Annotated in this window: 22 protein-coding genes, 5 tRNA genes and 2 pseudogenes; 12 read left to right on the top strand and 17 right to left on the bottom strand. The window is 69.8% G+C overall.

Annotation, left to right across the window (positions count from 1 at the left end; all coding sequences use genetic code 11):
* Positions 1-153: 153 nt before the first annotated feature.
* Complete coding sequence (dusB, locus tag ACIO52_RS07845; RefSeq protein ID WP_316573441.1) at positions 154-1317, bottom strand: tRNA dihydrouridine synthase DusB; 1164 nt, start codon at positions 1315-1317, stop codon at positions 154-156.
* Between the two features lie 421 nt (positions 1318-1738).
* Here dusB and ACIO52_RS07840 point away from each other — a divergent pair, with 421 nt between their 5' ends.
* On the top strand, positions 1739-2329 hold the full coding sequence (locus ACIO52_RS07840; RefSeq protein ID WP_218717538.1) for a hypothetical protein: 591 nt from the start codon (positions 1739-1741) through the stop codon (positions 2327-2329).
* Positions 2330-2390: 61 nt separating this feature from the next.
* Here the strand turns inward: ACIO52_RS07840 and ACIO52_RS07835 are convergent, their stop codons facing one another.
* Together ACIO52_RS07835 and ACIO52_RS07830 are read right to left on the bottom strand one after the other, a co-directional pair.
* The gene (locus ACIO52_RS07835; protein WP_218717537.1) at positions 2391-3347 is read right to left on the bottom strand and encodes an acyl-ACP desaturase; all 957 of its coding nucleotides are present in this window, start codon (positions 3345-3347) and stop codon (positions 2391-2393) included.
* Positions 3348-3576: 229 nt separating this feature from the next.
* Positions 3577-4176 carry a DUF937 domain-containing protein gene (locus tag ACIO52_RS07830; protein ID WP_218717536.1) on the bottom strand — a complete coding sequence of 200 codons (600 nt, stop codon included), beginning with the start codon at positions 4174-4176 and terminating at the stop codon, positions 3577-3579.
* Between the two features lie 260 nt (positions 4177-4436).
* Between ACIO52_RS07830 and ACIO52_RS07825 the strand changes: the two genes are divergently transcribed.
* On the top strand, positions 4437-7484 hold the full coding sequence (locus tag ACIO52_RS07825; RefSeq protein WP_402642531.1) for a toll/interleukin-1 receptor domain-containing protein: 3048 nt from the start codon (positions 4437-4439) through the stop codon (positions 7482-7484).
* Between the two features lie 196 nt (positions 7485-7680).
* On the opposite strand, the gene ACIO52_RS07820 is transcribed toward ACIO52_RS07825, so the two are convergent.
* A tRNA-Lys gene (locus tag ACIO52_RS07820) sits at positions 7681-7756 on the bottom strand.
* 795 nt (positions 7757-8551) lie between these two features.
* Between ACIO52_RS07820 and ACIO52_RS07815 the strand changes: the two genes are divergently transcribed.
* The 4 genes from ACIO52_RS07815 (at position 8552) to ACIO52_RS07800 (ending at position 9624) form a co-directional block, all read left to right on the top strand.
* A complete protein-coding gene (locus ACIO52_RS07815; protein WP_218717534.1) occupies positions 8552-9223 on the top strand; it encodes a TetR family transcriptional regulator in 672 nt (223 codons plus the stop codon).
* A 92-nt stretch (positions 9224-9315) separates the two neighbouring features.
* Positions 9316-9388 (top strand) — tRNA-Glu (locus tag ACIO52_RS07810).
* Positions 9389-9415: 27 nt separating this feature from the next.
* Positions 9416-9489, top strand: a tRNA-Asp gene (locus ACIO52_RS07805).
* 58 nt (positions 9490-9547) lie between these two features.
* Positions 9548-9624: transfer RNA gene (locus ACIO52_RS07800), tRNA-Phe, on the top strand.
* A 41-nt stretch (positions 9625-9665) separates the two neighbouring features.
* On the opposite strand, the gene ACIO52_RS07795 is transcribed toward ACIO52_RS07800, so the two are convergent.
* From ACIO52_RS07795 to ACIO52_RS07765, 7 genes are all read right to left on the bottom strand, one after another.
* Complete coding sequence (locus ACIO52_RS07795) at positions 9666-10343, bottom strand: TetR/AcrR family transcriptional regulator (protein ID WP_316573443.1); 678 nt, start codon at positions 10341-10343, stop codon at positions 9666-9668.
* Positions 10344-10359: 16 nt separating this feature from the next.
* A complete protein-coding gene (locus ACIO52_RS07790; RefSeq protein ID WP_218717532.1) occupies positions 10360-11343 on the bottom strand; it encodes an NADPH:quinone oxidoreductase family protein in 984 nt (327 codons plus the stop codon).
* A gap of 12 nt (positions 11344-11355) precedes the next feature.
* A complete protein-coding gene (locus tag ACIO52_RS07785) occupies positions 11356-12393 on the bottom strand; it encodes a phosphotransferase family protein (protein WP_316573444.1) in 1038 nt (345 codons plus the stop codon).
* Entirely contained in the window at positions 12386-13168 is a 783-nt protein-coding gene (locus ACIO52_RS07780) for an SDR family oxidoreductase (protein ID WP_316573445.1), read from the bottom strand. Before ACIO52_RS07780 ends, ACIO52_RS07785 begins: the two co-directional genes overlap by 8 nt.
* Positions 13168-14388 (bottom strand): acyl-CoA dehydrogenase family protein, encoded by a 1221-nt coding sequence (locus tag ACIO52_RS07775; RefSeq protein WP_218717530.1) that lies wholly within the window; start codon positions 14386-14388, stop codon positions 13168-13170. Before ACIO52_RS07775 ends, ACIO52_RS07780 begins: the two co-directional genes overlap by 1 nt.
* A gap of 110 nt (positions 14389-14498) precedes the next feature.
* A complete protein-coding gene (locus ACIO52_RS07770) occupies positions 14499-17720 on the bottom strand; it encodes a carboxyl transferase domain-containing protein (RefSeq protein WP_402642523.1) in 3222 nt (1073 codons plus the stop codon).
* Positions 17721-17750: 30 nt separating this feature from the next.
* Complete coding sequence (locus tag ACIO52_RS07765) at positions 17751-18383, bottom strand: TetR/AcrR family transcriptional regulator (protein WP_218717528.1); 633 nt, start codon at positions 18381-18383, stop codon at positions 17751-17753.
* A 120-nt stretch (positions 18384-18503) separates the two neighbouring features.
* Here ACIO52_RS07765 and ACIO52_RS07760 point away from each other — a divergent pair.
* Positions 18504-18577: transfer RNA gene (locus tag ACIO52_RS07760), tRNA-Asp, on the top strand.
* 55 nt (positions 18578-18632) lie between these two features.
* Here ACIO52_RS07760 and ACIO52_RS07755 read toward each other — a convergent pair.
* The 5 genes and pseudogenes from ACIO52_RS07755 to ACIO52_RS07735 all read right to left on the bottom strand — a co-directional run.
* On the bottom strand, positions 18633-19667 hold the full coding sequence (locus ACIO52_RS07755; RefSeq protein ID WP_316573448.1) for a hypothetical protein: 1035 nt from the start codon (positions 19665-19667) through the stop codon (positions 18633-18635).
* Between the two features lie 9 nt (positions 19668-19676).
* Positions 19677-20957 carry a hypothetical protein gene (locus ACIO52_RS07750; RefSeq protein ID WP_218717526.1) on the bottom strand — a complete coding sequence of 427 codons (1281 nt, stop codon included), beginning with the start codon at positions 20955-20957 and terminating at the stop codon, positions 19677-19679.
* Positions 20957-21265 carry a hypothetical protein gene (locus tag ACIO52_RS07745; RefSeq protein WP_218717525.1) on the bottom strand — a complete coding sequence of 103 codons (309 nt, stop codon included), beginning with the start codon at positions 21263-21265 and terminating at the stop codon, positions 20957-20959. Before ACIO52_RS07745 ends, ACIO52_RS07750 begins: the two co-directional genes overlap by 1 nt.
* 83 nt (positions 21266-21348) lie before the next feature.
* Positions 21349-21561, bottom strand: a pseudogene (locus ACIO52_RS07740) (zinc ribbon domain-containing protein); the annotation flags it as partial.
* Between the two features lie 14 nt (positions 21562-21575).
* Positions 21576-21803 (bottom strand): annotated as a pseudogene (locus ACIO52_RS07735) (transposase); the annotation flags it as partial.
* A gap of 89 nt (positions 21804-21892) precedes the next feature.
* On the opposite strand from ACIO52_RS07735, the gene ACIO52_RS07730 reads away from it, so the two are divergent.
* Together ACIO52_RS07730 and ACIO52_RS07725 are read left to right on the top strand one after the other, a co-directional pair.
* A complete protein-coding gene (locus tag ACIO52_RS07730; protein ID WP_218717523.1) occupies positions 21893-22576 on the top strand; it encodes a GAP family protein in 684 nt (227 codons plus the stop codon).
* Between the two features lie 124 nt (positions 22577-22700).
* Positions 22701-23420 (top strand): polyprenol monophosphomannose synthase, encoded by a 720-nt coding sequence (locus ACIO52_RS07725; protein WP_255587442.1) that lies wholly within the window; start codon positions 22701-22703, stop codon positions 23418-23420.
* A gap of 55 nt (positions 23421-23475) precedes the next feature.
* Here ACIO52_RS07725 and ACIO52_RS07720 read toward each other — a convergent pair whose 3' ends face one another.
* Complete coding sequence (locus ACIO52_RS07720; protein ID WP_218717522.1) at positions 23476-23916, bottom strand: DUF6069 family protein; 441 nt, start codon at positions 23914-23916, stop codon at positions 23476-23478.
* A 153-nt stretch (positions 23917-24069) separates the two neighbouring features.
* Here ACIO52_RS07720 and ACIO52_RS07715 point away from each other — a divergent pair, with 153 nt between their 5' ends.
* The 3 genes from ACIO52_RS07715 to ACIO52_RS07705 all read left to right on the top strand — a co-directional run bounded on the left by ACIO52_RS07715 (position 24070) and on the right by ACIO52_RS07705 (position 26460).
* Positions 24070-24621, top strand: a complete 552-nt coding sequence (locus tag ACIO52_RS07715; protein WP_402642515.1) for a hypothetical protein — start codon at positions 24070-24072, stop codon at positions 24619-24621.
* A gap of 80 nt (positions 24622-24701) precedes the next feature.
* Positions 24702-25262, top strand: a complete 561-nt coding sequence (locus ACIO52_RS07710) for a copper chaperone PCu(A)C (protein ID WP_316573453.1) — start codon at positions 24702-24704, stop codon at positions 25260-25262.
* Positions 25255-26460 (top strand): Dyp-type peroxidase, encoded by a 1206-nt coding sequence (locus ACIO52_RS07705; protein WP_218717520.1) that lies wholly within the window; start codon positions 25255-25257, stop codon positions 26458-26460. The genes ACIO52_RS07710 and ACIO52_RS07705 overlap by 8 nt, the downstream gene beginning before the upstream one ends.
* Positions 26461-26467: the final 7 nt, after the last annotated feature.

Genomic DNA, 26467 nt, shown 5'->3' with positions numbered 1-26467 from the left:
TCGTCCCGGCTCCGAGTCGAACCGCAGCCGAACGATGTCCGCAATGATAACGATTCCGCCACGAGTGGCCACTCCTGTGCACAACAGATTCGCTGACGATCTCGTTGCGACGCTCTGACCGGCGGGGAAAGCGGAAGGTCGGCAGGGGAGAAATCAGCCGCCGCTGTGCATCACGTCGGCCGCGGCGGGGACGGTGTCGTCCTCGGGGTCGTCGAGCCAGCCGTCGGGGAGGGCGACTTTGGTCTGCGGGGAGCCCTGGCGGCCGCGGGGGCCGAGGGCGTCGGTCGGGAAGGGGACCGCGGGGTCGAGCTGGGCGACGAGGTCCTCGAGCTGAGCGAGCCGGGAGACGGTGGCGAAGCTGCGGCGCAGCTGCGAGCCGACCGGGAAGCCCATCAGATACCAGGCCATGTGCTTGCGGATGTCGCGCATCGCCTTGTCCTCGCCGTCGTGGGCGGTGAGCAGGGTCGCGTGCCGGATCAGGATCTCGCCGACGCGGCCCAGGGTCGGGCCGTCGGGGATCGGCTCGCCGCGCAGCGCGGCGCTGAGTTCGGCGAACAGCCACGGGCGGCCGAGGCAGCCGCGGCCGACGACGACGCCGTCGCAGCCGGTCTCGTTCATCATCCGCAGGGCGTCGTCGGCGGAGAAGATGTCGCCGTTGCCGAGCACGGGGATGGTGGTGACGGCTTCCTTGAGCCGCGCGATGGCCGACCAGTCGGCCGCGCCGGAGTACAGCTGGGCCGCGGTGCGGGCATGCAGGGCGACGGCGGCCGCGCCCTCGGCCTCGGCGATGCGGCCGGTGTCGAGGTAGGTGAGGTGGTCGTCGTCGATGCCGATGCGGAACTTGAAGGTCACCGGCACGCCTGCGGGTTCGGCCGCGGCGACCATCTCCTTGACGATATTGGCGAAGAGCCTGCGCTTGTACGGCAGCGCCGAGCCGCCGCCGAGCCGGGTCACCTTGCGCACCGGGCAGCCCAGGTTGAGGTCGATGTGATCGGCCCAGCCCTCGCCGACGATGATCCGCACCGCCTCGCCGAGCGTCTTCGGATCGACGCCGTAGAGCTGCATCGAGCGCGGGTTCTCGTCGTCGTCGAACGACATCATGTGCAGCGTCTTCTCGTTGCGCTCGACCACCGCGCGGGCGGTGATCATCTCGCAGACGTAGATAGACGTCGCGCTGCCGAACTCTCGGCACAAGGTGCGGAACGCGCGGTTGGTGATGCCCGCCATCGGGGCGAGCACCACGGGCGGATCGACCGGGTAGGGCCCGATCCGCAGCGGCGTCGTCACCTGGGGCATCGTCGTAGTCACGCTGGCCATTGTCTCATCACCCGAGGTCGCGACCGAAAAAAGCCCTGGTGCGGCCGATCACAGCGAGAACGAGCACCCGAACCGAGCACCGCGACGCGCCCGGCCCCGGCCGGGCACGCCTTCTGCGTTCCGCCCGCCACGCTGCCCGAGGGGCCGGCGCTGCGGGGCGATCTGTTCGGCCCGCTGACCGGCGTCGCGGGCTGACCGCAGCACTTCGGGGGCTGAGCGGCGCGAGTGTGATCGATATCGCCCACTACCTGTTTCGGGTGGTTACAGCATCATGACCGCCCTCGCGAGCGGTCGGGTGTGAGCAACACGACAGCGTTCGGCCGTGGCCGATCGCTGCGCGCGCTACGGCTCAGTAACCTGTGACTGCTGGCACCGTCGCCTCCGGCGGTGCGCTGTCCCCACGTAATCGGAGAAACCACCCATGGCCGAACCCGCTGACGACGCCACCGACCCGACCGAGCCCGCCGCCGCGCCCGCGCGGCCGGACAAGGGGACGGTCGCCGTGCAGATCTCGTCGCTGATCGGCGGCGCTGTCATCGCCGTCCTCGCGATCATCGCGATCGTGCTCGGCGTGCTGCTCGGCTCGGCGCGCTCCGAGCTCTCCGATATCGAGGCCCAGAACGCCGACGACGCGAAGGCCGAGCAGATCGCGCTCGACTATGCCGTCGGCTCGGCGACGCTGAACTATCAGGACGTCAACGCCTGGGTGGCCAAACTGAAGGCGGGCACCTCGCCGGAGCTGTCCAGCAAGTTCGAGGCGACCGGCGACAAGCTGGAGCAGATCATCGTCCCGCTGAAGTGGACCTCCAGCGCGACGCCGATCACCGCCAAGGTGATGTCGCACGAGGGCGAGGTCTACAAGGTGGCCGCGTTCGTCGACGTCAGCACCACCAACGCCCAGAATCCCGACGGCCTGCGCAACACCGTCACCTACAACATCACCGTCGACGCCGGCAAGGACTGGAAGATCACCGACGTCGGCAGCACCGACGGCGCCCTGCCGACCAAGTAGCCCCACCGACGACAACAGCGCCGCCCTCCGAACACGGGGGGCGGCGCTGTGTGGTTGTCGGCTAGACGCGCGCCAGCTCGAGCTTCTTGGCCTCGCGGGCCAGCATCTTGTCGCGCTGCTCCTCGAACTTGAGCACATCCTGGCCCAGCTTGTCGAGGAAGGCGGCGAGCCGCTCACGGGTGGCCTCACCGCGCGCGGTGAAGTCGGTCCGCTCGAAGATGTTCCACTTCTTGAGCACCGGCTGCACGACCTCTTCGAGGTGCTGACGCAGGTCGTAGATGCCGTGCTTGGCCATCAGCACGCCGTTGCGACGGAAGTTCGGCATGCCCGCGCCGGGCATCTGGAAGTTCTCCACGATCAGGGAGATGGCCTCGATCGCCTGGTCGGGGCTCAGGTCCAGCGCCGCGCCGCACAGGTTGCGGTAGAAGATCATGTGCAGGTTCTCGTCGGCGGCGACGCGCTGCAGCATGCGGTCGGCGATCGGGTCGTCACAGACCTTGCCGGTGTTGCGGTGGCTCACGCGAGTGGCCAGCTCCTGGAACGTCACGTAGGCGACCGAGTGCAGGAAGCCGGCGTCGACCTCGGTGGGGGAGGCGAATCCGTTGGTCATGTGGATCATGCGGGCGTTCTCGAGGGCGACCGGGTCCACACCGCGGGTGACCACCAGGTAGTCGCGCATCACGATGCCGTGCCGGTTCTCCTCGGCGGTCCAGCGACCGACCCAGGTGCCCCAGGCGCCGTCCTGGGAGAAGTTCTCGGCGATCTCACGGTGGTAGGACGGCAGATTGTCCTCGGTGAGCAGGTTGGTGATCATGGCCGCCTTGGCGACCTCGTTGAGCTTGGACTGCTCCGGATCCCAATCGACGCCGCCCATGGCGGCGAAGTTGCGGCCCTCATCCCACGGGACGTAGTCGTGGGGATGCCATTCCTTGGCCAGCGACAGGTGCCGGTTGACGTTTTCTTCGGCAACCGGCTCCAACTCTGTGAGCAGTTCGAGTTGAGTCAGATCCCTTGCCATGTAAAAACCCTTCGCTGTCGTGCTTACGGTCGAACGTCGCGATGCGGCCATACCTTACGGCACCGTAGGTGTGATGCGAAACGCAACTGAGCGGAATTCTGCCGAGTTTGAGCAACGCCACAACCTCGTCCGACGCCGTCTCGTCGTGCTGACGAGTCTAGGTGTTCGGCCCGCAGCGTAGGGACTATCGCTGCGGGCCGCACGGTGTTAGCTCCCGGTGGGAAACCTCTCAGCGCTTGCCGCCGAGCAGGCCGCCGAGAATGCTGCCCAGACCGCCGCCCGCGTTCTTCGCCAGCGCCTCGCCGATCACGCCGCCGAGCCCGCCGCTGCTGGTGCTGCCACCGATCAGCCCGCCGAGCAGATCGCCGAGGCCGCCGCCGGAGGCCTGCGGCTGCGGGGCGGGCGCGGGCGCGGCCGCGCCGCCACCGCCGGTGAGCTGCTTGGCGACATAGGCCAGCACGATCGGCGCCAGGATCGGCAGCAGCTTGCCGATCAGGTCGTTGCCGCCGGTCCCGCCGGTGCCGCCGAGGGCGCTGATGACGGTGTTCTTCTCGTCGCCGAAGACGTTGTCGACGATCTTCTCGCCGTCGGCGACGTCCACCTGCTGCAGATCGACGGCGCCCTCGCCCTCGACGAGCCCGCCGTGGTTGTCGAGCGCGCCCAGCAGCGACGCCGCGCCCTGCGGTTCGGCCGCGTTGGCCTGCAGCCCGCCGAGCAGCGTCGGCAGCGCGGCCTGGACGGCGTTGGTCGCGGTCGCCTGGTCGACGCCGAGCTGGTCGGCGATCTGGGCGATCGGTACTTGGGAGAGCAGGTCATCGAAGGAAGTCATCGGCTCCGCCTGTGTCGAGGTAGTCGCACGCTGCGCGTGCTCGGCCCGGTAGTGCCCGGGTCGGGCTCAGGGTAGGGGACCGAGATGGCGGAACCGGGGGTTTCGGCGGCGTCTGCGTCTGGCGCGTCGCCACGTGACGTTGGCCATCCGCCCCGTGGGAGTCGGCCGCCGCCGAACCCGAGTAGCCGGGTACGCGTGCCCCGCGCCCGCCGAAGTCGGACCGTGGAGAAAACGAGCCAAGGGCGTTGGGAGTGAGGACGATGGCCGAGCAGACGATGATCGCGGCGGATCCGCCGCCGAGTCCGGCGCCGCCTCCGGCCTACGACGCCTTCCTGTCCTATTCGCACGCCGACCGCGCGATCGCCGCCGGCATCCAGCGCGGTCTGCACCGCATCGGCCGCCGCGTGGGCCGCCTGCACGCCCTGCGCGTATTCCGCGACGCGACCGACCTGACCGCCAGTCCCGATCTGTGGGGCAAGGTCGCCGAGGCGATGGACCAGGCCCGCTACTGCATCGTCGTGCTGTCCCCGCATTCGGCCGCGTCGGAGTGGGTCGACCGCGAGATCGGCTACTGGCTGCGCACCCGCGGACCGGATCAGCTGCTGTTCGTCGTCGCCGGCGGACAGGTGAAGTGGGACCGCGACACCCACCGCTTCGACCCCGCGCGCTCGACCGTGGCGCTACCGGTCCTGACCCAGCCGGGGTCACTGCCCACCGAGCCCCTCTACGTCGACGTCACCGAGGACGCCCCATGGGACCCGCGCGCCGCGCTCTTCCGCGAGAAGCTGACCGACCTGGCGGCGCCGATCCACGGCAAGCCGAAATACGAACTGGCGGGGGAGGACCTGCGGGAACAGCGGAGATTCCGGCGGTTGCGTCGCGCCGCCGTCGCCGGGCTGGTGCTGCTCACCGTCCTCGCCTTGGTCGCCGCGTTCATCGCCATCGACCGCCAGCAGGAGGCGGTGCGCCAACGCAACCAGGCGATCGGGCTGCGGTTGATCTCCGACACCGAGTCGATGCTGGCCGGTGCCCGACCACGCGACGACGTGCGCGCGATCCAGCAGACGCTGGCCGCGCGCCAGATCACGCCCGACTTCGACGAGGGAGCGTTGCTGCGGACGCTGAATGCCGAAGTGGCGGTGGACAAGATCGTGCAGACGGGCAAGCCCTACGATCCGCTCTACCTGCCCGAGGACCTCGGGGTGCTTGGCGACTACATCCGGACGGTCAAGCCGGACATGGGCATAGCGTTCAGCCCGCTCGGGGACCGAATCCTCACCATCGGCATCGAGATGCGGCTCTGGGACGCGGCGACCGGATCTCGGATCGATCGGGACTTCGAGGCGCTGTCGCCGGAATCACGCGCGATGTTCGCCGCGGCGTTCAGTCCGGATGGTCGGCGGATCGCCGCCGCCACCGGGGAGGGCACGATCCGGATCTGGGACGTCGAGACGGGCAGGCTCGTAGGCACGCCCTCGGCCGGTTACGACACGGCCCCGAACAGCATCACCTTCTCGCCGGACGGCAGGTCGGTGGCAGCCTCCGGAAAGGACGGCACGATCCGGTGGTGGGATATCGCCGACGGCCGGACGGCGGTCTTCACCGGCCACGACGGACCGGTGCACTCCGTGGCATTCAGCCCGGACGGGCGCGACCTCGTCTCGGGCGGCGAGGACACCACCGTGCGGATCTGGAAGGTCGGGTCCCCCGAGGACGGCCCTGAGACTCTGCGCCGACACACCTATCCGGTGAAGTCGGTCGCGTGGAGCCCGGACGGTCGCCACATCGCGTCCGGCAGCGTCGGATCGGCCAAGGCGGCGGAGGTGGCGCCCGAATTCGGTACGGCGCTGTTGCTCTGGGATGCGCGGACACGTCAGCCGGTCGGCACCCCGTTGGTCGGCAACGAGGGACTCGTCAGCGCGGTCCAATCCGTCGTGTTCAGTCCGGACAGCACCACATTGGCGTCCGCGTCGTCCGACACCACGGTCCGGCTGTGGAACGTCGGCACCGGGCAGGCGCAAGGGCAACCGCTGACCGGGCACGCGGGGGCGGTCATGGGCGTCGCGTTCAGTCCCGATGGTCGGCGCCTCGCCTCGACCGCGTGGGACGGGACGATGCGCGTCTGGAATGTCGGCCGATCCGGTTCGCTCGGGGCTCCCTGGCAATCCGACGACGGATCGCCCAAGCCCGGCTTCGGCGGTGTGCTGGCGGTCGAGCGGGACGGGCGGCGGATCGTGAAACTGGAACAGGGGACCGGCTCGGTCCGGCTGACAGACACGCAGACCGGCCGCAGTTTCATTGTGGCGGACTTCCCCGACGACGCCGACGTCGGCGCGGCGCTCAGTGCGGACGGCCGTCGCCTCGCGGTCGCCGGACCGGACAAGGTCGTCACCCTCTACGACGCCGCGACCGGTGACCGGATCGGTCGCCCACTGACCGGTTTCACCGAGCCGGTCGGCGCGCTGAAATTCGATGCCGGCGGTACTCGTCTGGCCACGGTCACGCTCGGGAAGGTCATCCGGCTGTGGGACACCGAGACCGCGGACGCCGTCGGCGGCCCGTTCGAGGGGCTGCCGGAGGCCGAGGGGATCGCCCTCAGCCCGGACGGTCGACTTCTCGCGGCTACCGGCGACCAGACCGTGCGCCTGTGGAGCACCGAAACCGGGGCGCTGATCGGCGCACCGATGACCGGCCACACCGCCGACTTCAGCAGTGTCGAGTTCGATCCCACCGGTACTCGCCTGATCACCCACAGCCCCGATTCGGTCCGGCTGTGGGATACGCGCACCGGCTCGCTGATCAAGGAGATCGAAGCCAGGGCGATCTGGTCATTGGCGGTGGCTCCGGACGGTTCCCGCTTCGTCACCGGCGAGGAGACCACGCTGCGACGCTGGGATATGCGGACCGGTGAGCAGCTCGGTCCCGCGATGGGCGGGCACACGGCGATGGTGCGCAGTGTGGCGATCAGCGTCGACAGCCGCTACGTCGTCTCAGGTTCCAGCGATCAGACCCTTCGCTTCTGGGATCTGGCCGACGGCCACGCCCTCGGCACGCCATTGCACGGATCGCCCGGCTGGATCGAGAACGTCTGGATCAACGCGGATGGCTCGGGTGTCCTCACCAGGCATCAGGACCTCACCAACAACTCGGCCCTGTGGACTTGGCCCGGTCCCACCACCTGGGCGGACCTGCTGTGCGACAAACTGACTTTCGAGATGAGTCGGCAGCAGTGGGCGGATTGGGTTTCCCCCGACCTGGAATATCGCTCCGGCTGCCCTGGCCTTGCGCCCCGTCCGGACGAAGGATGACACCGCTGAGCGTGGCGGGAATCACAAGAACTCGCACCGGCGGACCCGGGTCCACGCACGGGGAATCTCGACGAGCGAGCCTCGGGAGTGATTGTCGGCGGGATGTCTCGGCGGTGGTACCCGCGCGAAGTCGTGGCCTGCGGGCGGCATCGATGGCTCGCAGTGCCTATCCCCGCAGGTCAACCAGGAAAAACCATGGTGCCCCCTGTAGGACTCGAACCTACGACCTAGTGATTAAAAGTCACCAGCTCTACCAACTGAGCTAAAGGGGCGCGGTGGGGAGTCTAACCGACACCGTGCCGTCGGGCCGAATACCGGTCCCCGGCCCCGTCGCGGCCCGGGGTCGGCGCTGGTGGGCGCCGGTAACGAACCGTCGGAGTCCGACGATTCGTGGTAAACAACTGGTACCCATCACCGTTCGCGCTTCCGGTGTCGGCATGGTATCGAATACTGTTGTATCGCAACAGTTTTCGATGAGCAGGGGTTTCGTGGCCGATGAGGTGGTCCGGTGTGGGCGCGGGTCTCGCGACCGGCGGGCGAACAGCAGGGGGTTCGCGCGCGGGTGGTGGGCCGGGTCAACCGGGCTGTGCGCCTATGGAATTCGTAGCTTACGAAACCAATTCGGTTGCGCCTCGTTTGCTGGACTGGATAACCGAACCGGATGTTCGGATGGGTGTTCCATTTGCCGCGTGTCGGCTGCGGAATGCGGGTACGGTGATCGCCTGGTGAATTTCGGAACAATCACGGGTGCTGCGTTATCCGACGGCCCGGTGCTGGGTGCGGTGTCGCGGAATTCATCGAGGGTTCGAAGTGTCGGGGCACACGCGGTGGGCGCGCGAATCTTCGGCAAAGGGGCAGTCGTTACCGCAGGAGGAGGCGGTTCTCACAGGTAGTTGGGCCCGAGTGTGCACCCCCTGCGGCGCACTCGGGCAGGCGAACTATACCAGCCGGAGGGGTACCGGCTTTTCTGCGAGATTTCATACCGAAAGTATGTAATAAAACCACAATTCGCGCTATCGGTTGGTTATTGATCGTTAGCGACGAGAAGGTTCGGAGGCGTTTCGAGCATGGCACGGCAGCAAGAGCGGGCGCGCCGGACACGCGCGGCGATAATCAAGTCCGCGGCCGTCGAGTTCGGGAAGAGTGGATATGCCGCGGCATCCCTCAACCGCATTCTGGAGGGTTCGCGCGCGACCAAGGGCGCGATGTACTTCCACTTCGACTCCAAGGAGGATCTGGCGCGCGCGGTCCTGGAGACCGCGGTCGAGCGCTACCGCATCTGTGCGGAGCGCTGGCTGGCCCGCGCCGATCTGGGGCCGCTCGACGTCCTGCACGGGATGGTCGACGAGATCGCGCTGCGGCTCGAGCACGACACCATCGTGCAGGCCGAGTACCGGCTCGTGATCGAGCCCGAGTTCCACCGCGACGCGGGCAACGGTGGCGGCCGCATCGTCGGCCGGGCCACCCGGGTGCTGGCGGTGCGCGCGATCGACGACGGGCAGCTGCGCGCCGACGCCGACCCTGATCGCTTCACCCGCACCCTCTCCGCGGCCCTGGCCGGCCAGCGCTATCTGGTCGACCCGATCGCCAACGGGTCGGCCGCCGACCTGCGCGCCCGGTTCGCCGAGGTGCTGGAGGTTATCGTGGAGGCGATGGCGACCCCGGTGTGGATCCAGAACTTCCGCAGCGACGGGTGGCGTTCTCAGGCGCGCCTGGACGACCTCGGTTTGGGCGCCTGACCAGCCGATTTGGAAGTCTGCGCACACCTGTCATAAGCTATGCGAGCTCCCAACGGAAACGTTGAAAGCCGGTCCGGAGAGATCCGGGACGAGCCCCCTTCGTCTAGCGGCCTAGGACGCCGCCCTTTCAAGGCGGTAGCGCGGGTTCGAATCCCGTAGGGGGTACAGTCTTCGGACTGTGTAGTACAGCAAGGCCCTGTGGCGCAGTTGGTTAGCGCGCCGCCCTGTCACGGCGGAGGTCGCGGGTTCGAGTCCCGTCAGGGTCGCAAGTAAGCGCCGGAGTGATCCGGCGCTTCGCGTATGGCATTCAGTACGGGTGCCTGCGGCCAGGTAGCTCAGTTGGTACGAGCGTCCGCCTGAAAAGCGGAAGGTCGCCGGTTCGATCCCGGCCCTGGCCACCACGAAATCCCCTCACCAGTTCCTGGTCGAGGGGATTTTCTCGTCAGCGGGTGGGCATGCGCAGGGCGTTCACCCAGAGGCGGGTGACGGTGTAGACGATGTCTTCCAGGGGGCGGGGTTCGCCGTCGAGGTGGCCGTCGGCGACGACGAAGTAGTTGAAGGCCAGGCGGCTGACCATGCCCGAGAGGGCGCGGGAGGTGAGCATCGGGTCGAGATCCGGGTCGGCCAGGCCGCGCTGCTGCAGGTCGGCGATGCTGCGGGCGTTGCGCTGGATGAAGGCGTCGGCGCGGTTCTGGCGCAGCTTGCTGAACTCGGGATCGATCGTGGCGACCTGTTCGAGCAGGCCCATCAGCTTGGCATTGCGCCGGTAGGCCTCGAAGTAGGCGCGGTTGCTCGCCTCGACGATGGAGGCCGGGTCGTCGTCACCGGCCACATGCTGCAAACCGGGATGCAGCATGTCCTCCTGGGCGTGCTCCAGGATCGCCGCGAAGATCTCTTCCTTGCCGGCGAAATAGGTGTAGAAGGTGCCCGAGGAGCAGTTGGCTTCCTGGGTGATGTCGACCAGCCGGGTGTCGAGATAACCCAGCCGCTCGAAGACCTTGCGGCCCGCGTCGATCAGGGCCGCCCGCGTCCGCAGACCGCGCGGGGTGGCGGGTAGTTCACGCAGCAGCGAAGTGCGCGCCATCGAGGGCAGCGCGCCTTCGCTGTCGGTGTCGTCCATGCAGTATTTATAGCGCTCAGGGCTGGAAGACGACGCGACCGACCGTGCTGCCGTCGCCGAGCCTGCCGAGGCCATCGGGCACCTCGGCCAGCGAAAGCCGCTCGCTGATCAGCGGTTTCAGCTGTCCCTCGGCGGCCAGCCGGGTCAGTTCGGCGTGGCAGTCCGCGATCGCCTGCTGGTTGTACTGCTTGTACAGGCCCCAGTGCAGACCGATGATCGAGTAGTTCTTGATCAGCGCGTGGTTGAGCGCGGGCTGCGGGATGGTGCCGCCGGCGAAGCCGATCACCAGGATGCGGCCCTCGAAGGCGACGCATTTGGTCGACTTGGCGTAGGCGTCGCCGCCGACCGGGTCGTAGATCACGTCCGCGCCGCGCCCGCCGGTGAACTCCTTCACGATCGGCACGAAGTCCTCGGTGTGCCGATCGATGACGAGGTCGGCGCCGAGGCGGCGGCAGTACTCGGCCTTGTCCGGCCCGCCCACCACGCCGATCACCGTCGCGCCCGCGGCCTTGCCCAGCTGCACGGCGGTGCTGCCGACGCCGCCCGCGGCCGCGTGCACCAGCAGCGTCTCGCCCGCCATCAGCTGGGTGCGCCGGTGCAGCGCGAACCAGCTCGTCTGGTAGCCGATGGACAGCGCGGCCGCCTCGGCGTCGTCGAGCGCCGCCGGTGCGGGAAAGACGTTGTCCGCGTCCAGGACCGCCAGTTCGGCGAACGCGCCGCCGGGCAGCGTCGTGGTGCCGACGACCCGATCGCCGACCGCGCACCGGGTGACATCGGCGCCCACCGCCACCACCGTGCCGCACAGCTCCACACCGGGCGTGAACGGCAGCGGCGGCTTGATCTGATACTGCCCTCGGCACAGCAGCACGTCCGGGAAGTTGGCCGGGGCGGCCAGCACCCGCACCAGCACCTGGCCGGGGCCCGCGACGGGGTCGTCGACGTCGTCGAGCCGCAGCACCTCGCGCGGTTCGCCGAGTTCGCGCACCTGCCAAGCCTTCATGATGATCTCCTGTCAGATTCCGGCGTCGTCGGCGACGTCGCGGGCCAGCCGCACCACGGCATCGATGCGTTCGACGGTCGGCGTGCCCGCCGCCGCCTTGTTCGCGGGGGTGTCCTGTGCCCGGCGCAGCACGCCCTCGGCGATGATCGCGAGCTTCCACAGGCCCAGGACCTGCCAGTACCGCAGCGCGGCCGGGTCGCGGCCGGTCAGCTCGAGGTACATCCGCGACATCTCCGCGCGGTTCGGGAAGCCGTCGAGTGCGGACGCGGGAAAGTCGCCGCCGATCAGCTCGCCCGGCTCCGCCCAGTAGGCGAGCATGCTGCCCATATCGGCCAGCGGGTCGCCGAGGGTGGACAGTTCCCAGTCAAGCGCGGCCGTCACGGCGCCGGTCTCGCGCGAGGTGATGACGTTGCGGAGATGGAAATCGCCGTGCACGAGACACACTTCGGTCTGCTCCGGTACCGCGGCGGCGAGGCGGCGGGTGAGGTCGTCGAGCTCGGGCAGGTCCCTGGTCTTGGACCGTTCCAGCTGACCGCTCCAGCGCTTGAGCTGACGCGGCGCGTACGGGGTGTGCGCGGCGAGGTCGGCCAGGCCGACGGCGGCCGGGTCGACCGCGTGGATGCGCGCGAGCGTGCGCGGCAGCGATTCCGCGATGGCCCGGCGGCGCTGCGGCGTGAGCGATTCCGCGATCGGCATGGTGTCGACCACCTGCCCGTCGACGTACTCCATCAGCACCAGCGGCGCGTCGACCACGTCCGGATCGGCGAGCACCCCGAAGATCCGCGGCACCGGCACCTCGGTGGACTCGAGCGCGGCGATGATCCGCGCTTCCCGCACCACATCGTGGGCCGAGGCCAGCAACGTGCCGAGCGGCGGCCTGCGCAATACCCACCGCCGGTCTTCGGCATCGGTGACCAGGTAGGTCAGGTTCGATTGGCCGAGCCCGATCCGGTCGAAGCGCAGCGGTGCGGCGCACTCGATGCCGAGCGTGCCGAACCAGCTGGTCACCACGGCCGGGTCGATCCCGACGACGTCACGTGTGTCAGACACCGAGCGATGCTCCGCTCCGGAACAGCGGCGCGTCGCCGAGCCGCTGCCCGCCGTCGATCACCATGACCTCGCCGGTGATCCAGCTCGCGGCGTCGGAGACGAGGAACGCCACGGCGGCGCCGATGTCCTCGGGCTCGCCGATCCGGTCCAGCGCGGTGGCGCCGGCGACCGACTCCTCATGGTTCTTCCACAGGGCCTCGGCCAGCTTGGTGCGGACGACGCCCGGCGCGATCGCGTTGACGCGCACCTTCGGCGACAGCTCCAGCGCCATCTGCTTGGTCAGATGGATCAGCGCGGCCTTGGACGCGTTGTACAGGCCGATGTCGGGCTCCATGGTCAGCCCGCCGATCGACGTCGTGTTCACGACGGCGCCGCCGTGCTCGCCCATCCAGGCCGCGGTGACCAGCGAGGTCCACAGGATCGGTGCCCACACGTTCACGTCGAAGGTCTTGGCGAACCGCCCGTGGTCCTGGCCGGTCACCGGGCCGAAGGCGGGGTTGGTGCCCGCGTTGTTGACCAGGATGTCGACGCTGCCGAAGCGCTCCACGGTCAGCTCGACGCACCGGCGAGCCGCTTCCTCGTCCGTGGCGTGCGCGGCGACACCGAGGGCGGTGCCGTCCACCTGCGCGGCGGCCGCGTCGGCGGCTTCCTGGGTGCGCGCGGTCAGCACGACGGTCCCGCCCGCCGCGGCGATGGACCGGGCGATCGCCAGCCCGATGCCGCGCGAGGCGCCGGTGACGATGGCGGTGCGCCCGGTCAGGTCGAGTCCGGTCATCAGTTGCTCTCCTTGCTGCGGTACTTGCTCAGTTCCTGGCGCGCGATGGCGCGCTTGTGCACCTCGTCGGGGCCGTCGGCCAGGCGCAGGGTGCGCAGCTGGGCCCAGGCCATCGCGAGGGGGAAGTCGTCGGTGACGCCACCGGCGCCGTGCACCTGGATCGCGCGGTCGAGGACCTTCAGCGCGATGGTCGGCGCGGCCACCTTGATGGCGGCGATCTCGGTGCGGGCTTCCTTGTTGCCGACGGTGTCCATCAGGTGCGCGGCCTTGAGCGTGAGCAGCCGGATCATCTCGATCTCGATGCGCGACTCGGCGATCCAGTCCTGGATATTGGCGTTCTCGGCGATCGGCTTGCCGAAGGTGACGCGTGACTGCGCCCGCTTGCACATCATCTCCAGCGCGCGCTCGGCCATGCCGATGCTGCGCATGCAGTGGTGGATGCGGCCGGGCCCGAGCCGGGCCTGACTGATCGCGAAGCCCTCGCCCTCACCCTTCAGTACGTCGGCCACCGGCACGCGGACATCGGTGAAATCGATCTCGGCGTGGCCCTCGCGCTCCTGGTAGCCGAACACCGGCAAACCGCGCACGATCGTGACGCCCGGCGCGTCGATCGGGACGACCATCATCGACTGCTGTCGGTGCGGCGCGGCGGTCGGATCGGTCTTGCCCATCACGATCAGCACCTTGCAGTTGCGGTGCAAAGCGTTGGTGGCGAACCACTTGCGGCCGTTGAGGACGTACTCCTCGCCGTCGCGCACCATCGACAGTTCCACATTGGTGGCGTCGGAGCTGGCCACGCCGGGTTCGGTCATCGCGAACGCGGAGGCCATGGTGCCGTCGAGCAGCGGTTCGAGGTACTTCTTCTTGTGCTCCTCGGTGCCGAACAGCTCGAGCACCTCCATGTTCCCGGTGTCGGGGGCGTTGCAGTTGCAGGCCTCCGAGGCGAGATGGCTGCGGCCCATGATCTCGGCGAGCGGCGCGTACTCGAGGTTGGTCAGGCCGGGGCCGCGACCGGGATGCGGATGGAAGAGATTCCACAGACCGCGCCGCTTGGCCTCGGCCTTGAGCTCCTCGAGGATCGGTGGCTGGAAGTGCGGGTCGCCGGACTCCCGCATCTGCTCGTCGTAGACGGCTTCGGCGGGGTAGACGTGCTCGTCCATGAAAACGAGCAGGTCCGCGCGGTATTTCTCGGCGCGCTCGGAGAGATCGAACAGCGACATGGGGTGCTCCCGATGGTCGGCGGTGACTTGTCAGCGAACCTATTAGAAGTTGACGTCAACTTCAAGTTTATGGGTGTGCGACCGCCCGGCCGGGCGGTGCCGGGGCTACCTCACGGCCGATTCCGGACCAGCGTGGTGATCCAGGCACGGGTGTCGGCGGGGTCGATCACGTCGTCGAGTTCGAACCCGGTCGCCGCGGTGAGCGCCTTGCCCTGCTGATAGGCCAGGGCGAGCAGCTGCCCGAACAGCGTCTCGCGCTCGGCCGGATCCGCGACGGCGGCCAGCTCCTTGCGGAAGCCCAGACGCACCGCGCCCTCGAGCCCCATCGGCCCGATCTCGCCGGTCGGCCAGGCGACGGTGAAGTTCGGCGCGCGGAAGTGCCCGGCCGCCATCGCCATCGCGCCCAGACCGTAGCCCTTGCGCAGGATGATGGTGCCGAAGGGGACGGTCAGCCGGGCGCCGAGCACGAACAGATCGCTGAACCGGCGCACCGTCGCGGTCCGCTCCGCGTCCGGGCCGACCATGAATCCCGGTGTGTCGCACAGGGAGACGATCGGCAACCCGAACGACTCGCACAATCCCAGGAAGTCGCCCATCTTGTCGGCGGCCTCGGCGTCGATGGCGCCGCCGAGATGATGACTGCTGTTGGCCACCAGGCCGAACGGCACGCCGTCGACCCGGACCAGCGCGGTGACGACGCCGACTCCGTAGTCGGGCCGCAGTTCCAGGATCGAGCCGAGATCGGCGATCGCCTCGATCGCGCGGTGGATGTCATAGGCGCGCAGGCGATTCTCCGGCACCACATGCCGGGCCAGGCGCGGATCGGGCGCCTCGAAGTCCTCGACCGGGCCCTGGAAGTAGCCGAGGTACTGCTTGGCCAGCGCGACCGCGTGCGCCTCGTCGCGGGCCACCAGGTGCACGACACCGTTGCGCCGCTGCACCTCGATCGGCCCGATGTCCTCGGGCCGGTACACGCCGAGCCCGCCGCCCTCGATCATCGCCGGGCCGCCCATGCCCAGATTGGCGTCCGGCGTCGCGATGATGACATCACAGACCCCGGCCAGCGCGGCATTGCCGGCGAAGCAGCGGCCCGACACGATCGTCACCAGCGGCACCCGCCCGCGCAGCGCGGCGAGCGCGCGGAAGGTCGGCACGTCCAGACCCATGCCGGTCACGTCGGTGTCGCCGGGCCTGCCGCCACCACCCTCGGCGAACAGCACCACCGGCACCCGCTTGCGGGCGGCCAGCTCGAAGGCGCGGTCGGTCTTGGCGTGATTGTTCTTGCCCTGGGTGCCCGCGAGCACGGTGTAGTCGTAGGAGACCACCACGGCCTCGGCGGCCGCAGTGCCGAAGCGGTCCGCGCCGATGGTGGCCAACCCGGTGACCAGGCCGTCGGCGGGGGTGTTGGCGATCAGGTCCTGCTCGGAGCGCCTGCTGCGCTGCGCGGCGACGGCCAGCGCGCCGTACTCGACGAAGCTGCCCGGGTCGACCAGGTCGGCGATGTTCTCCCTGGCCGTGCGGCGGCCGAGCCGGTGTCGCTTCGCCACCACGTCCGGGCGAGCTTCGTCCAGTGTGACGCGGTGGCGCGCGCGGATCTCGTCGACGTCGGCCCGGGCGCGCGCCGGGTCGAGCTCCGCCTGCGCGGCGCCGGTGGCGTCGGCACCGGTGGGGGCGATGATCACCAGCGGATCGCCGGGCGCGACGACCTGGCCCGGGCGGACCAGCACCCGGACCGTGCGCGCGGCGGCCGGTGCGGCGAGCACGTGCTGCATCTTCATCGCCTCGAGCACGACGAGCTGTCCGCCCGCCGCGATCTCGACATCCTCGCCGGTCACCTCGACCACGGTGCCCGCCAGCTGCGCCCGCACCGCCTCCTGCCCCGGATACAGCTCGACCGCCGCGACCGCGAGCTCCGGCTGCCCGGCCTCGGCCGCCGCGACCAGCGTGGCCAGGTGCTCGCCGAGATAGGAGGTCGTGACGGTGCCGGTCTGGAATCGGCGGTCGGTGAGCACTTCCCGCAGGAAGCCGCTGTTGGTGCGGAGGCCGTCGACGGTGAATTCGGCCAGTGCGGTCGCCGCCTTGCGCGCGGCGGCGGGGAAGGAGTTCCCCCTGGTGCGGGTGATGACCTTGGCCAGCAGCGAGTCGTAGCGCGGGCTCGGGGTGAGGCCCGGTCGGCCGAAGGTGTCGACGCGCACGCCCGGACCGGTGGGCGGGGCGAAGGCGGTCAGCGTGCCCGCCGTCGGCACCGCCGATCCATCGGCCGCCATGGTCTCCATGTTCACCCTGGCCTGAATGGCGATGCCGTCGGCGGCGGCCGGTTCCCCTTCGGCTCGGGTTCCGTCCGAGACGATTCCGCTCGGCAGGCCCAGCGCGTCGAAGGTCGCGCCCCGGGCGATGTCGAGCTGGACCGCGACCAGGTCGACCCCGGTCACCTCCTCGGTGACGGTGTGCTCCACCTGGATGCGCGGATTGACCTCCAGGAAGACGAAACGGTCACCGGCGACCAGGAATTCGACGGTGGCCAGGCCGCGATAGCCGACCCGCGCGCACAGCCGGGCCGCCGCCTCGTGCAGGCCACGGCGCAGCTCGTCCGGAAGCCCCTGCGCCGGAGCGATTTCGATCAGCTTCTGATGCCTGCGCTGCACACTGCAATCCCGGTCGCCGAGCGCGAGCGCGGTGGTGCCGTCGCCGGCCGACGCGGCGACGACCTGCACCTCGATGTGCCGGGCGTCGGTCATCAGCGCCTCGGCGAACACCGCCGGATCGCCGAAGCCGAGCTCCGCCTCGGCGGCGCACTGCCGGTAGGCGTCGTCGAGCTCGGCGGCGGTGCGCACCACGCGCATGCCGCGCCCACCGCCACCGGCCAGTGCCTTGATCATGATCGGGCCGGATTGGGCCGCGAAGAACGCGCCGACCTCGGCGAGCGTGCTCGCGCCCGCGGTGGCGGGCAGCACGGGGACGCCGGCGGCGTCGGCGCTCCGGCGGGCCGCGGACTTGTCGCCGAACAGGTCAAGGACGGCGGGGTCGGGGCCGACGAAGGTGTGGCCCGCCGCCGCGCAGGCCCTGGCGAACTCGGCGTTCTCGCTCAGGAAGCCGTAGCCGGGGTGGATGAGCTCGGCGCCGGATTCCTTGGCGGCGGCCAGGATCGCGACATGGTCGAGATACGGTGCGGGTCCGGCGCCGGTCAGGCAGATCGCCTCGTCGGCCGCGTGCACAGGGGGAGTGGCGGCGTCGTCCTCGGCGTAGACCGCCACGGTGCGCAGGCCGAGTTCGGTGGCGGTGCGGATGATGCGCAGGGCGATCTCGCCGCGATTGGCGATCAACAGGGTCATGGGCGTCCTCGATGTCGTCGACCGTGCCGGTCAGGGAGCTCGGTGGGGTTGCTCGGTGAAGCCGATCAGCCGGTGGGCGATGGCGATGTGGTCGGTGACGAACTGGGCGCGCTCGTCGGCGCGTACGCGGGCGGCGCCGATGAGCAGTGCGTCGGACAGGGTTTCGACGATGCGCGGCAGCGGCGCGCACGGGTCGATCGCGCCCTCGGCGTCGACGCGTTCGAGAAAGGCGATGAACCGCTGCCGCAGGCGTTCCCGCATCCGGGTCCACTGCGCGCCGATCGCCGGGTCCACGTCGGCGCGATGCTCGATCAAGGTCCCCAGGGCGCCGTTGGCGAACACCGCCTCCGCGAACGCCCGCGTGGTGGCGGCGATGACCTCCGCAGGCGCGGTGACCTCGACGTCGACCACCAGCTGCGCGTCCAGGAACCGCGCGCACACCCGCTCGGTGATCGCCTGGAACACCTCGTCTTTGGAGGAGAAGTACGCGTAGAACGTCGCCCGCGAGACCCGCGCCCGCGTGGTGATCGTTTCCACCGAGGTCTGGTCGTACCCGAGCTCGGCGAAACACCCCGCCGCCGCGTCGAGCAATTCGCCCCGCCGCGGCCCACCACTGTCCTTGCGGGCCGACCGGGCCCGCTCCTGCGCCGCACTCGTGGTCACCGCCCGAGTGTCGTTGACATTGACGTCAATGTCAACGCTTCCTCGCGGGCCCCACCTGCGTGATTACCGCCCACACCGTTCCACCGGGTACAGTCCACCCGCGATGTAGCGATACATCACGGCCCTGTGGCGCAGTTGGTTAGCGCGCCGCCCTGTCACGGCGGAGGTCGCGGGTTCGAGTCCCGTCAGGGTCGCAAGAAAATCCCCGCATCGAGCATCGGTGCGGGGATTTCTGCGTTCGGGGCGAGGTCAGCGGCGGTGGTCGATGCTGGTGATGCGGTAGCGGCCGGGGGCCACTTCGGCGGTGCGCATGGTCTGCTGGATCTTCTCGATGGCGGTGTCGCCGGGCCACTGCTGCTGGACGGTGACGTTCCAGACGGTGGGGTCGGTGGAGTCGGCGCGGGTGATGTGGATGCAGTACTTGACGCCGGTGGGGAAGGTGGAAATGCCTGCGGCCAGGGCTGATTCGTCGCCCACGTGAGCGTCGTCGGTGACGTAGGTGCGGGCCTTCGCGGCATCGCGGTCGACGTAGTAGCTGTATTCGAAGCCGAGGATGGCGCCCTGCGGGGTGGCGGTGTCGCCGCGTTCGGCGCTGATCGTGATGGACTGGCTGCGGAAGGACTCACAGCCCGCCACCGCGTGCGCGGGCAGCGGGGCGACGGTGGTCGCGGTGGATCCCGTGGTCGGTGAACCGGAGACGGAGGCCTGTTTCGCCGCGACCGGTTTGTCGCCCGAGCCGAGGAAGATGTTCGCCGCCAGACCGAGCACCACCACGAAGATCAGCGCGCCGACGATGCCCTTCACCGCGGCGGCGGCCTTCGCCCGGCCGTGCGGATCGTCGTAGCGTTCGTCGTCGTACTTCTTGCGTGGCCTGCGCGCGATCGGGCCGCCACCACCGAAGTCCTTGAGCCGCGGCAGCACCGGCATCTCGACCCGATCACCGCTCTGCTCGGTCGCGGTGGCGGTGGCCCAGTCGTTCCAGTCGACGTCGTCGGTCCGGCGCGGCGGTTCCTCGACGGGCGCCTCGTCGTTCCAGTCGTTCCAGTCGCCGGTGAACCCGTCCTCCTCGGCGGCGGTGCGATAGATCGGCTCGGTCGGCGCGGTGGTGAGCGCGCCGGGAACGTCGTCGTAGTGTTCCGGCTCCGGTGGCGGCCAGGTCTCCGGATTGGTGCCGATGGTCTGCGGCTCGGCCTCACGCCGCCGCCGGCGTCGCCGTTTGCCCTGCGGACGACGGCGCGCCGGATCGGCGGGCGAGGCGAAATAGGCCCCGAACGGGTTGTCCATCCGGCGCCCTTACGCCGTAGCCGGGACGACTCCCGGCTGCCCGTGCTTGGGCGCGGCCGACGGGCGCTCGCTCTCCTGATCCTGTTGCGGACGGCTCGTCGGCGGAATCACCCCGGTCTGGCTCGGCTGCTGCTGCGCGGGTGCGGGCGCGGCGGGGGCCTGCTGCTGGGGCTGCTCGACGACCGGCGCCTGCACCGTGGGCGCCGGTGTCGTCGGCGCCGCGGGCGCGGGCTTGGTCGCGGTGCCGTTGCCGCCGGAGGTCTCCGGTTTGGTGGTGGTGTCGCCGTTGCCGAGTCCGGCGAACAGGCCGCCGGAGTTCCCGCCGCCGTTGGTGGACGGGCTGGTCGGCGTCGGTGTCGTCGTGGCCGGCGTGGTCGCCGTGCCCTCGGTGCCCGTGCCGGTGACATTCGCGGCGAGGGTGTCGATCCCGGTGGTCGCCAGTTCGGCGCCCTTGTCGATGCCGTGCATCGCGACCTCGGCGATCTTGTCGATCAGATGCGTGCCGAAGGTGACGCCCGCGTCGATCGCCGCGGTGCCCAGCGAGACGCCACCGTCGATCAGCGCCTCCTGCAGCGCGATCTGCGCCGCCGTCGCCGGATCGGTGGTGGTCGTGGTCGTGTCGGTATCGATGGTGTTCGTCGACGTGCCGCCGGTGCCGAGAACGTAGACGCCCGGCGACACCTCGACCGCGCCCGGCGGCACGGTGACCCCGTTGGTGCCGCCGAGATCGGAGGTCAGCTCCTTGGTGTTGCGGGTGTGCTCGTCCATCTCGGTGCTCGCGGTCCCGACGACGGTGACGGCCTCCTGGATCGCCTCCTCCGCCAGCGCGACGATCGCGTCCAGGTTGTTGCCGTTCACCGCGGGTGCGGCGGCCTTCGCCTTGGCGCGGAAGTCGGCGATGATCGCGTCGACCTTGGCCGCCGCGGTCGACTGGGTCGAATGCGCCTGGCCGAGCAGGGTGCTGAGCTTCTGGCCGCGGTCGGCGGCCGCCGACACCTCGGTGGCGGTCTGGCGCAGGGCCGGGGTGGCGGGCGCCGCAGTATCGGTCGACTCCAGCGCGTACAGGCCGAGCCGGTGCGGGTCCTCGGTGGCGCTGGTCGCGGCGCTGGCCGTGGTCAGGGCGTTGACCACGTCGGTATCGGGGTCGGCGGAGGTGTTGGAGCCCAGCGATTTCCGCAGCTCCAGCAGCGGCACCTCGAGCAGGGCGACCACCGGCGCGATCTTGGCCTCGGCCTCCTCCTGCGTGATCGTGCTCAGTGTGGTCTCGGTGACCAGGGATTTCGCGCGCATCACGCCACCTCGCTCTCGATCGCGCCCAGGTCGCCCGCCAGCCCGCTGTCGACCCCGGTGACGTTGGCGCCGTACTGATTCAGGATGTCCTGATACGCGCTGACCAGATTCCCCGCGGTACTCAACGTCGACGCGTGCGCCCCCGCGGCCGCCGTCCACGCGGCCGCGAATTCCTTCCCCAGCACCCCGAGCCCCGACAGGTCCACCCCCGCCGCCGTCGTCGTGCTCGTCGCCGCTTCTCCGAGTAGATCCGCGACCCGAGCAGCAGCGCGCTGATACGCGTCGAGCGCTGATGGGTCGAATGACATTTCCGCCACGATGTCTTCCGTTCCATGAAGCCAGACAATGTGTCCCGGTCATCGACTCGCCGTCTTGCGACGACGAGGTTGAGTCAGTGACTCTTCCCGAGGCAGTCTCCCTGCACGACGAGGTCGTGTCCGACAGGAGTTCCTTCGGGCTGCTCCCGCACCAACTGTACGGTGTCGGCCGCTAGCGCGGCGAGGTTTCTCGCGGCGTTGACGTCCCGGTCGAGGGTGTAACCGCAGGCCTTGCAGACGTAGCTGCGTTCGGACAGGGCGAGCTTGGCTTTCGCCGCGCCGCATCCGGAACATGTCTTATGACGATCGTGTCGAACTCGGCAACCAGACGGGTGGTCAGCTTTTGCTGTGTATCGCGGCGCAGGTTCGCGACTCGGGTATGCAGTGTGTCGGCTCGCGCATGGGCCTTGGTCCAGCGCCGGGACGGCATTAGACCACCGCGCCGATCGGGGCCCTGTCGGCGTGCGATCTGCCGCTGCACCCGCCGCAACGACTTCTGCATGCGGTCGAGGTGTCGTGGATTCGGCACCTGTTCGCCCCGTGCCGTCCTCGATCGCAGCTTCGCGAGGTCGGCGGTCGTCGGCTCGACCGTGACCGGCGAGTAGGGTCGCGGGGGTCATGGGTGTCCTGCTGATCACGTTGCTCGGGTTTGCGGTGGTCGACGCGTTGGATGTGCTGTTGGTGGCGATCACGACGGCGGTGGTGGCGGACAGTCGGTTGGCGCGGCGGTCGCCGGTGGTCGGGGGGCTCAGTTTTCTCGGTGGTGTGTTCGCGGTGTCGGTGGCGTTCGGGATCGCCACGGTGCTGGGGATCGATTTCCTGGTCCGGCTGTTCGACTTCGAGCTGACGCCGCTGCTGCGGTACTGGGGTGAGCTGCTGATCGGTGTGGTGCTGATCGTGGTGGCGGCGTTGCCGATGGACACGACGATGGGCAGCGGCGGGCGCTGGGTACGGCCGGTGCGGAAGTATCCGTGGTTGATGGGGGTGGTCGGGGTCACGCTGGGGCTGGCGAAGGTGCCGACCTCGGTGCCGTACCTGGCGGCGCTGGCGATGGTGTCGGCGCAGCGTCCGCTGCCGGTGGTGTGGCCGCTGATCGTGGTCGCGTACTGCGCGATCGCGCTGCTGGTGCCGCTGGTGGTGCTGGCGCTGGCCCTGCGCACGACTCCGCGCGCCCGCCGGGTCTACCGGGTGCTGGTGCGGGCGATCACCCGCTACGGTCCGCCGGTCGTCCGGGTGTTGTTCGTCGTTTTCGGCGTGGTCCTGGTGGTCGACGCGCTGGTCCACGCCCGCCAGCTGTGGTGACGCGGCCACGGCCGCTCAGGTTCGCGTCAGGTCGATCGAGTACGGTCATAACGAATCGATGACATGCTCGCGCACCCGTTCGGTGGGTCGCGCAGCGTAACCAGGTGAGCAGGGAGGGCGACCCTTGAGGGTTACCGTTGTTGTGCCGACCTACAACGAGCGGGAAAATCTGCCGGTGGCGGTGGAGCGGCTGACGGCACTGCCGGTTCCCGATCTGCACGTGCTGGTGGTGGACGACAACTCACCCGACGGCACGGGGGAGGTGGCCGACAAGCTGGCCGCCGAGCTGCCGAACGTGGTGAGCGTGCTGCACCGCACCGAGAAGGACGGCCTCGGCCGCGCCTACATCGCCGGCATCACCCAGGCCCTCGACGAGGGTGCCGACGTGGTGATCCAGATGGACGCCGACCTGTCGCACCCCGCCGAGGTGATCCCGGCGATGCTGGAGAAGCTGAGCTCCGCCGATGTCGGCGTCGTGCTGGGCTCGCGCTACGTCCCCGGTGGCTCGACCGCCGCGGAGTGGAAGTGGTACCGCAAGGCGCTGTCGGCCTGGGCGAACTTCTACGTGAACCTGATCCTGCGTCTCGGCGTGAAGGACGCGACCGCCGGCTTCAAGGCGTGGAAGGCCGACACCCTGCGCGCGATCGACGTGGCGTCGATCCGCAGCAACGGCTACTCCTTCCAGGTCGAGATGAACTACCGCGCGATCAAGAAGGGTTACACGATCGCGGAGGTGCCGATCCGGTTCGAGGAGCGCACCCTCGGCGCGTCGAAGATGAGCCTGAAGGTGCAGCTGGAGTCGGCGCTGATGCCGTGGAAGCTGCTGTTCGGCCGCTCGGTCTAGGACTTACGGCGAAGGGCCCCACCGGTTTCCGGTGGGGCCCTTCGTCATGTTCGGACTATCCGGTGGTGATGCCGCGGCGCACACCTTCCAGCGCGACCACGATCACCGGCACCAGCACAACGTGCATCACCGACAGCGCGATGGTGGAGGCGGTGTCGAAGTCGGCGTCGACGGTCAGCGCGATGGTCGCGATCGACAGCAGCGACCCGACGACGGCGGCGACCCGCAGCACGCCGGTCCACAGGTAGGACACCGCGACCGCGACCGTCAGGCCGATCAGCAGCGGCACGGACGACATCAGGACCACCCCGCCGGGGGCGACATCGGAGACCTTCCCCGCGTTCGTCATGGTGAAGTCACCGCCCGCCGCGGCGCCGATCGCCCACACGATCAGGTTGAGCGCGACGGCGGCGACGACGCCGCCCAGCACGGCGACGGGGCGGGACAGCGCGGGCAGGGTCAGGGTGCGGGTGGCGGGGGCGGTGGTGGTGGTCATGTCGTTCTCCCTCATTCGGTGGTGAGACCATCATCAAACCTAAACAAATATTGAGGTCAAGCCGTCGGTCGAAATCTTTCGCTTCGCATCGATGAGACGCTGGTCATAGGCCCTGCGCCCGGTCACTACGACAGATGGTCGTAGCATGGCGGGGTGCGTTCACCGAGGGATCACACCGCGCGCTTACGTGGCGCCGCGGTGGGTGCCGCCTCCGGTGCGGTCGCCGTCCTGGCGCACGGACTCGGTGGCGCGAGCTCGGTTCCCGGCGGATCGTCGGTGGCCCTGCTGCTCGCAGCCTGCGCGCTGATCGGCGTCATCACCTCGGCCCTGCCGCGCGGGAACACGCCGCTGGCGACGATGGCCGTGCTGGCCGTCGGCCAAGGCGTCGGGCACGCCGCGCTGTCGCTGGGACACGCCCAGCATCACCACGCCTTCTCCGCCGCCATGCTGGTCGCCCACCTGGTGGCGATCCCGGTGGGCGCGCTCGCGATCCGCGCCGCCGAGGTCGGGGTGCGCCGGGCGATCACGAGCGTGCGACGGCTGGTCCTCGCGTTGGATGGTCCGCCTGCCCCGTCCGCGCGACCGTGTCCGCTGCCCCGCGCCGACGAGCGCGCCCTCGCGCGGCACCTGCTCCGGCGACCCGGGATCGGACTGCGCGGTCCGCCTGCCGCAGGTCGTACCGCACTTCACCCCGTTCCGGCGTAGCCGCCGACATCCGCCGACGCGGCGGATGATTCGCCGTGCCGGTCCGGGTCCTCACCTCACCCGATGATCGGAGATCTGCCGTGTCCGCATTCCCGCATACCCTCCTGCGTTCGCCCCGCGCCGCCCGCCGGCTCGGCGCCGCGACCGCGCTGTCCGTCCTCGCTGTCTTCGCCACCGCCTGCTCGGACGCCGAGCCCGCGCCCGCCGCGCCCGCCGCGGCGGGTGACCGGATCACCATGAGCGACCAGTGGATCAAGGCCGCCGACTCCGGCATGTCCGCCGCCTTCGGCAATCTGAAGAACACCGGTGACGCGCCGGTGACGTTGGTCGCCGCGACCAGCCCCGCCTCGGATCGGGTCGAGATCCACGAGGTGGTCCCGGACAGCACCGGCGCCAAGACCATGCGCCCGAAGGAAGGTGGCATCACCATCCCCGCGCACGGCGAGGTGACGCTGAAGCCCGGCGCCGAGCACCTGATGTTCATGGACCTGAAGCAGCCGCTGCGCACCGGCTCGGAAACCTCGCTGACCCTCACCTTCGCCGACGGCTCGAGCACCGTCGTCACCGCGCAGGTGCGCGACTTCGCCGGCGGCAAGGAGAACTACGCGCCGGGCACCGAGAACTCCTCGCACGGTGGCTGATCCGCAGACCAAGCTCTCCCGCCGGCGATTGCTCGGCGGGGGAGCGGCGGCGGCGGGCGTGGTCGGCGCCGCCGGGATCGGCTGGGGTGCGGCCGGTCTCGCGCAGCGCGAACCCGAACGCGACGACGCGCTCGAGGTCGTCCCGTTCTACGGCGCCCATCAGGCGGGCATCGAGACGACCCCGCCCGGTCATGTCGCCTTCGCCGGTTTCGACCTGGCGCCGGGTGTCGGCCGCGAGGACGTCATCGGGCTGCTCCGGATCTGGACCGACGACGCGTCCCGGCTCACCCAGGGTCGGCCCGCGCTCGCCGACACCGAACCGGAGCTCGCCGTCCGCCCCGCGCGTTTGACGATCACGGTCGGTTTCGGCCCCGAGCTGTTCACCGCTGTCGGCCTGACCGAACGGCGGCCGAGCTGGTTGCGGCCGCTGCCGCCGTACCCCATCGACCGGCTCGAACCCGCCTATACCGGCGCCGATCTGGTGCTCCAGGTCTGTGCCGAGGAGGCGACGACGGTCGCGCACGCCGTGCGGGTGCTGTCCAAGCACGTGAAGTCGCTGGTGACGGTGCGCTGGGTGCAGCGCGGTTTCCGGGACGCGCCGCGCGGGCAGACCATGCGCAACCTCATGGGCCAGGTCGACGGCACCGTCAACATCGCCCCGCGCACGGTCGACTTCGATCGGCTGGTGTGGGACGACGGCACGTCGACGCCGTGGCTGGCCGGTGGCTCCTCCCTGGTGCTGCGCCGCATCGCCATGGACCTCGACACCTGGGACGAGCTCGACGCCGACGGCCGGGAACTGACGGTCGGCCGCCGGGTGTCCAACGGCGCTCCCCTGACCGGCACCGCCGAACACGACGAGCCGGACCTGGCCGCCGTCGACCGCAACGGCATCCCGGTCATCCCACCGTCGTCGCATGTCGCCAGGGCCAGGCACACCCACGCCGGGGAACGGTTCCTGCGCCGGGGATTCAACTACGACGAGGCCCCCGCGCCGGGGCAGGTGTCGAACTCGGGCCTGCTGTTCGTCGCCTACCAGCGCGACATCGCCGCCCAGTACCTCCCGGTCCAGGCGCGCCTGGCGGAATTCGACGCGCTGAACCAATGGACGACCCCGGTCGGCTCGGCGGTCTTCGCCATCCCACCCGGTGTCCCCGGCCCTGGTCGCTACCTCGGCCAGCAGCTGTTCGAGGGGTGAGACCGAG

The organism is Nocardia sp. NPDC087230 (assembly GCF_044744725.1).
Taxonomy (GTDB): domain Bacteria; phylum Actinomycetota; class Actinomycetes; order Mycobacteriales; family Mycobacteriaceae; genus Nocardia; species Nocardia canadensis.
The sequence above is the reverse complement of the archived record's forward strand: the minus strand, read 5'-3'. Positions and strand labels throughout refer to the sequence as shown.

Bases quoted from the DNA above. Each gene is read 5' to 3' on its own strand.
- dusB (WP_316573441.1), bottom strand. From the start codon at position 1,317: ATGGCCAGCGTGACTACGACGATGCCCCAGGTGACGACGCCGCTGCGG.
- ACIO52_RS07840 (WP_218717538.1), top strand. From the start codon at position 1,739: ATGGCCGAACCCGCTGACGACGCCACCGACCCGACCGAGCCCGCCGCC.
- ACIO52_RS07835 (WP_218717537.1), bottom strand. From the start codon at position 3,347: ATGGCAAGGGATCTGACTCAACTCGAACTGCTCACAGAGTTGGAGCCG.
- ACIO52_RS07830 (WP_218717536.1), bottom strand. From the start codon at position 4,176: ATGACTTCCTTCGATGACCTGCTCTCCCAAGTACCGATCGCCCAGATC.
- ACIO52_RS07825 (WP_402642531.1), top strand. From the start codon at position 4,437: ATGGCCGAGCAGACGATGATCGCGGCGGATCCGCCGCCGAGTCCGGCG.
- ACIO52_RS07815 (WP_218717534.1), top strand. From the start codon at position 8,552: ATGGCACGGCAGCAAGAGCGGGCGCGCCGGACACGCGCGGCGATAATC.
- ACIO52_RS07795 (WP_316573443.1), bottom strand. From the start codon at position 10,343: ATGGACGACACCGACAGCGAAGGCGCGCTGCCCTCGATGGCGCGCACT.
- ACIO52_RS07790 (WP_218717532.1), bottom strand. From the start codon at position 11,343: ATGAAGGCTTGGCAGGTGCGCGAACTCGGCGAACCGCGCGAGGTGCTG.
- ACIO52_RS07780 (WP_316573445.1), bottom strand. From the start codon at position 13,168: ATGACCGGACTCGACCTGACCGGGCGCACCGCCATCGTCACCGGCGCC.
- ACIO52_RS07775 (WP_218717530.1), bottom strand. From the start codon at position 14,388: ATGTCGCTGTTCGATCTCTCCGAGCGCGCCGAGAAATACCGCGCGGAC.
- ACIO52_RS07770 (WP_402642523.1), bottom strand. From the start codon at position 17,720: ATGACCCTGTTGATCGCCAATCGCGGCGAGATCGCCCTGCGCATCATC.
- ACIO52_RS07755 (WP_316573448.1), bottom strand. From the start codon at position 19,667: ATGGACAACCCGTTCGGGGCCTATTTCGCCTCGCCCGCCGATCCGGCG.
- ACIO52_RS07750 (WP_218717526.1), bottom strand. From the start codon at position 20,957: ATGCGCGCGAAATCCCTGGTCACCGAGACCACACTGAGCACGATCACG.
- ACIO52_RS07745 (WP_218717525.1), bottom strand. From the start codon at position 21,265: ATGTCATTCGACCCATCAGCGCTCGACGCGTATCAGCGCGCTGCTGCT.
- ACIO52_RS07730 (WP_218717523.1), top strand. From the start codon at position 21,893: ATGGGTGTCCTGCTGATCACGTTGCTCGGGTTTGCGGTGGTCGACGCG.
- ACIO52_RS07720 (WP_218717522.1), bottom strand. From the start codon at position 23,916: ATGACCACCACCACCGCCCCCGCCACCCGCACCCTGACCCTGCCCGCG.